The sequence below is a fragment of the Synechococcus sp. CCY9202 genome (genome assembly GCF_034931685.1).
GTDB lineage: Bacteria > Cyanobacteriota > Cyanobacteriia > PCC-6307 > Cyanobiaceae > CBW1002.
Map to the genome: position 1 here is coordinate 1 of NZ_JAYGID010000022.1, position 4,820 is coordinate 4,820.

1 protein-coding gene and 2 pseudogenes are annotated in these 4,820 nt (G+C 72.2%); all 3 read left to right on the top strand.

Annotated elements, in window-relative coordinates; translation table 11 throughout:
- A pseudogene (locus VB777_RS02580) lies at window positions 1-425 on the top strand (exonuclease V subunit gamma); the annotation flags it as partial.
- Window positions 422-4,315, top strand: coding sequence for a UvrD-helicase domain-containing protein (locus VB777_RS02585; protein ID WP_323246905.1), 3,894 nt, complete (start codon window positions 422-424; stop codon window positions 4,313-4,315). The pseudogene VB777_RS02580 and the gene VB777_RS02585, both read left to right, overlap by 4 nt.
- Window positions 4,312-4,820 (top strand): annotated as a pseudogene (locus tag VB777_RS02590) (exodeoxyribonuclease V subunit alpha); the annotation flags it as partial. The gene VB777_RS02585 and the pseudogene VB777_RS02590, both read left to right, overlap by 4 nt.

A 4,820-nucleotide genomic window follows, 5' to 3' on the forward strand; every position in this document is an offset into this window, starting at 1 on the left:
ACGAGCGCGGGCCGGGCGCTGCCGCAGCGGCTTTGGGCTACCGGGCCGCCATGCTGGCCATCGGCGCCGGAGGGTTTCTGCTGGCAGGCCGCTACGGCTGGCCCGCCGCGTTCCTGGCCGCCGCCGCCCTGGACAACCTGCGCCAGTGGCGCCAGGCCTTCCAGCGGATCTGCTGGCCGGTGCCGCCGGAATCGGGCTGGGCCTACGCCGCCGCCGAAGCGAAGAAGGCCGGCTCCGGGGCCGCCGCGGCCTGCAAACGATGGGAAGGCGGCCCTGAGCAGCAGGCGGAACGGGATGAGGAGGTGATGGCCCTCTGTTTCGGCCGCAGCCTCAGCGGCCGTGCCCTGCTGCAGGGGCCCTGCACCGCCCACGCCCTGGCCCTGCATCAACCACTGCTGCAGGTCTGGGAGGAGCTCAGGCCATGAGCAAAGCCACCGCAATCGAGGGCGTCGATCTCGAGGGTCCCGCTCTCGATTTCGATGCCAACACGGTGCCGCTCACCCCGGGAGTGCAGCTGCTTGAAGCCAGCGCCGGTACCGGCAAGACCTTTGCCCTGGCCCATCTGGTGCTGCGGCTGGTGACCCGAGAGGAGGAGCCCCTCAGCCTCGAGCAGTTGCTGGTGGTGACCTTCACCGAAGCCGCCGCCGCCGAACTGCGCGACCGGATCGCCCGCCGGCTGCAGGAGGCCCTGACGCTGCTGGAGACCCCCGCCGCCGCGACCACCCAGCCCCCCGACCAGGTGCTGGCCGACTGGCTGGCCCTGCAACCCCCAGACCCGGAGGTGCGCGACCGGCTGCGGGGCCGGCTGCTGCTTGCCCTTGAGGAGCTCGATCGGGCCGACATCACCACCATCCACGGCTTCTGCCGCCGCACCCTGCAACGCCGTGCCCTGGAGGCCGGCCTGGGTCCGGCGGTGGAGCTGGAGAACGACGATGGCGAACGCAGCCGCCAGGTCTGCCACGACTACTGGCAGCAACAGGTGCTCGGCCTGGCGCCGGAGTTATTGGCGGGGTTGCAGAGCCGCGGCCTGGGGCTCCAGCGTCTGCAGAAGCTGCTGGGGCAGCTCGACGGCGACCCGGCCCTGGAGCTCGATGCCCTGCCGGCGGCGATGGCGGCCGACCAACCGCTGGCACCCCAGCTCACGGCCCTGTGGCCGCAGCTGTGGGAGCGCTTTGTGAAGGAGTGGAGGGAGCACGGCGCCGCACTGGAGCAGAGCTTCCGCCGCCTGCCGGCCGACTGGAAAGCGCTCGGCATCCAGACCCAGACAACGCCCTACGCCGCCAAACCGAAAACAGACCGGGCCGCCCAGGTGGATCACTGGATCGCCTCCCTGGAGACCACTCCCAGCTACGCCATGGTGCTGGAGCTGCGCGAGGGCGGCACCACCGCCAGAAGCCCCAAGGCCCTGCTGCGCGACTACTTCCACCCCGCACCCTGGGTGAAGCTGACCGCACCGATGGAAGGGGAGGGCAAGACCCTGCCCGAAGCGCCGCTGATGGAGGCGATCGCAGCCCTGGTGGACGGGCCGGCGGAGCTGACCCTGCTCCATTTCGGCCACTGGGGGCGCCTGGAGCTGCGGCGGCGGCGCCGGCAGAACGGCCAGATGGGATTCGGCGACCTGCTGCTGGGCCTGGACCCCGGGCCCCAGGGGGATCGCCATGCCGCCCTGATCGCGGCCGTGCGTCAGCGCTACCGGGTGGCCCTGGTTGACGAATTCCAGGACACGGACCCGATCCAGTGGCGAATTCTCGAATCAGCCTTCACGACGGGGGGCCACCACCTGCTGGTGATGGTGGGGGACCCCAAACAGGCGATCTACCGCTTCCGCGGCGGCGAACTGGCCACCTATCGCCTGGCCCGGCACCGCGCTGACGCGGTCCATGCCCTGCGGGAGAACCGTCGTTCTGCGGAGCCCCTGGTGAAGGGGCTCAATGCCCTGATGCACATCGGGCTGGAGCGGTCGGAGCTGCCAGCGCCCAAGGTTCTCTCGCGCGCCACCAAGGGCGAGCTGGTGTTGCCCGCCGGCGAGAGACCGCTGCAGCTGCTGGCCTGCGCCCAGGAGGCCGAGCTGCCCGAGGCCATGGCCGGCCTCTGCCTGCAGCTGCTGGAGCGGGATCTGCGCCTCCGCACCGCCGCAGCGGACGAGGGCCCCGCCCCAACGCGCCCGCTGCAACCCCAGGACCTCTGCCTGCTGGTGCGCACCCATAGCCAGGCCGAAACCCTGCGCCGGGCCCTGGACGAGCGTGGACTGCCCAGCCGCCTGGTGAGCCGCGGCGATGTGTTCGCCAGCGAGGGTGCCACCACCCTGCAACGCCTGCTCGATGCCCTGGCCGACCCGGCCAGCGACGGCCGCCGCCGCCTGCTGGCCGCGTCGCCGCTGCTGGGCTGGAGTGCCACGGAGCTGGCAACGGCGACGCCGGAGGCCTGGGCCGAACTGGCCGAGCGCCTCGGCCGGCTCGCTCAGCTGCTGCCCCGTCAGGGTCTGATGGGGGTGCTTTCCCAGCTGTTGAGCACCACCGGCTTGGCACGGTTGTCACTGGGGGGACGGCTGCTGGCCGATCTGCAGCAGGCCGCCGAACTGGTGCAGGAACGCATGCATCAGCAGGCCCTGCCGGCCGCGGCCGCGGCGGACTGGCTGCGGCGGCTGCGGCTCGATCCCGATCGCGAGGTTCCGGAGGCCCATCAGCTCCACAGCGATGCGGCCGATTCCGCCGTGGCGGTGGTCACGGTGCACCGCAGCAAGGGCCTGGAGTATCCGGTGGTGCTGTGTCCCTACCTCTGGCACGCCCCACCGGCCCCCACCAGCAGCCCACGGGAGCTGGGCCGTCGCTGGCGGCCACCGGGCAGCGCCGCGCCGCGCCTCGACCTGCATCTCTCGCCCTACTGGGGCCCAGGCCGCCAGGCCGCCCTCGCCGACCGGCAGGCCCAGGTGCAGGAACGGGAACGGCTGGCCTACGTGGCCCTGACCCGGGCCCAGCACTTGCTGGTGCTCGGCTGGCTCGATCCCCTGCCCGCCAAGCACACCGACAACCCCCTGACGCCCTGGCTCCAGGACGCCTCCGGCCAGCCGCGCAACGAGGATGACCTGCCCCTGCAGCGCCTCGATCCTGCCCAGTTGCCGCCGCCTGGCCGCCGCTGGCAGCGACCGGCGCCCGAGGGAGCGTTGGAGGGCGGCCCCCTGCCCCGCCACCGCATCGACACCAGCTGGGGCCGCAGCAGCTACTCCAGCTGGACCCACGGGGCCGCCCCCCTGGCGCCGGAGGCCCGCGAGCAGGGGCGCGACACCGATGGCCTGGTGGGCGAAACCGAGGTTCTGGGCAGCGCTGAGGGCGTCAGCGGCCAAACCTCAGCCCAAAGCGCCAGGACCAAGGATCAGGACAGCAAGCCCTTAACGGCTTCAGAACGCAGCCTGCCGAACGCAACGGTCATCGGGCAGCCCTGGTCCCGCCACGGACCGCTGGCGGAGTTCCCCCGCGGCGCCGGGCCTGGAGACACCCTGCACCGCATCCTGGAGCGGCTGGATTACCGCCAGCCCACGGACACACCAGCCAGCGTGGCGGTGGTGCAGCAGGAACTGGAGCGTGCTGGCCTGGCGCCGGAGCTGCAACCCAACCTGCTGGCCGGCCTTGAGCAATTGCGCCAGACCCCCCTGGGCGGGGAGCTGGGATCGTTCCGGCTGGCGGATCTGCCCCTGGCGGAACGGCTGAACGAGATGAGCTTCGATCTGCCCCTGGCCATCGAGCCTCCCGACGGATTGGAGCTGCCCCGCGGTGGCTTGGAGCAGCCACCCCGGCGCCCGCCCCAGGTCACGGCCGCTGGCCTGGCCGAGGTGTTCGCCGCCCATCCGGGAGGCCTGATCGATGCGGGCTATGCCAGGTCCCTGGGCCGGCTGGAGGTGGCCAGCCGCGGCTTCCTCACCGGCTCGATCGATCTGGTCTTTTGCCAGGGGGAGCGCTGGTGGTTGCTCGACTGGAAAAGCAACTGGATCGGGGAACGGGACGCGGAAGGACGGCCGCTGGCCTGCGGACCCGCCCACTACGACCGCCAGGCCATGGCGGCCCAGATGGTGGAGCGCCACTATCTGCTGCAGGCGCATCTCTACCTGGTGGCCTTGCATCGCTACCTGCGCTGGCGACTGCCGGGATACCGGCCGCAGCAGCACCTGGGCGGCTGGGTGTACGCCTTCCTGCGCGGTGCCCCGGGTCCCTGCCAGGCCGAGCAGGTGCCCGGCATGGTGGTGGAGCGACCACCGCTGCAGCGCCTGCTGGCCCTCGATGCGCTGCTGCAGAACGGGGATCGGGAGACCGGAGCATGACCGCCCCCACCGCCGGACTGGGCCTGGCCGAGCTGCTGCTGGAGGCCCTGCCACGCCTCTACGCCACCCAGATCAACGCAGGCAAGTGCACCGGAACGGCGCTGGATCCGGCCCTGCTGGAGGTGATGGCCGCCCTTGGCAGCGCGCTGGAGCGGGGCGAACTGGACCTGGACCTGGAGGGACCGGCACCGGCGGAGGTGGAAGCCAGCCACTGGCCGCAGCGGCACCGGCAGGCCCTCGCCCACTCGCCCCTGAGCACCGAGGCCATCCAGCTGAACGAGGCTCCGGAAGCACCGCTGGTGCTGGTGGATGGCCGGCTGGTGCGCTGGCGCCGCTGGCACCAGCAGCTGGAGGGGGTGATGGAGAGCCTGATCCAGCGCGCCCGATCCCCCCTGCCGGCGATCGCCGATTCCAGCCCGCAGCGCCTGGCCCTCGACGCTGCCGCCGCTGCAGGCCTGGATCAGCAGCAGCAGCGGGCGGTGGCCGCCGCTCTGCACCACGGCCT